This is a genomic window from Kitasatospora nipponensis (assembly GCF_039528135.1).
In the GTDB taxonomy this organism is placed as follows: Bacteria; Actinomycetota; Actinomycetes; order Streptomycetales; family Streptomycetaceae; genus Kitasatospora; species Kitasatospora nipponensis.
Genome location: NZ_BAAALF010000830.1, coordinates 1 through 627, shown reverse-complemented (window position 1 = coordinate 627; position 627 = coordinate 1). Strand labels below are relative to the sequence as shown.

The following is a 627-nucleotide window of genomic DNA, read 5'->3' as shown; positions in this document are numbered from 1 at the left end:
CACCCACCCGGCCTGACCGGCCCCGTCCCCGGGGCGGGTTGCTCTGGGGACGGGCTGCTGGCGTCACCCGGACGGAGTCCCGGCAGGCAGCCATGACGGACCCTCGGCAGCAGCTCGGCCCTCGACGGCATGGCGCCTAACCGGCCGTTCCACCCTCGCAGGGTGTTTCCACCGCTACGGCGAGGACGATTTCCGGATGTGCCAGGCCGGCTGGCAGACGTGGCCACTGCCCGAGCGGGCGGCCGTGACCGAGGTGTGGCGGACCTGGCTGGAGCTGACCCTGTATCAGTACCCGAGCCCGGTGCCCGTCACAGAAGTCCTGGGGGTGACGGCGGTGACTACCGGCACCCTGCGACCCTGGCTCGACATCTGTACCGACACCCGCACGCCGTCCGGCGACCGGCACCTGGCGGACCTGCTCGACTGCTGGCTGGTCTACGACGATCCGGCCGGGCTGAGACTGGGCTTTTACGGCGAACTGGCCGTCGGCCCCGAACTCCTGCCCTGGCTAAGGAGTCTGGACCCGGCTCGGCTGAGCGAAACCCATCGCTATGTGCGCGACCTGCACCTCGCCACCCAGGACGGGCTGCCGTCGGGCTGGCCCCGTCGGCTCAGGCCAGCTCGGCG

General features: G+C 71.5%; 1 pseudogene. It reads left to right on the top strand.

Features of this window, described 5'->3' with window-relative positions:
• Nucleotides 1-196 precede the first annotated feature (196 nt).
• A pseudogene (locus ABD323_RS43570) lies at nt 197-627 on the top strand (hypothetical protein); the annotation flags it as partial.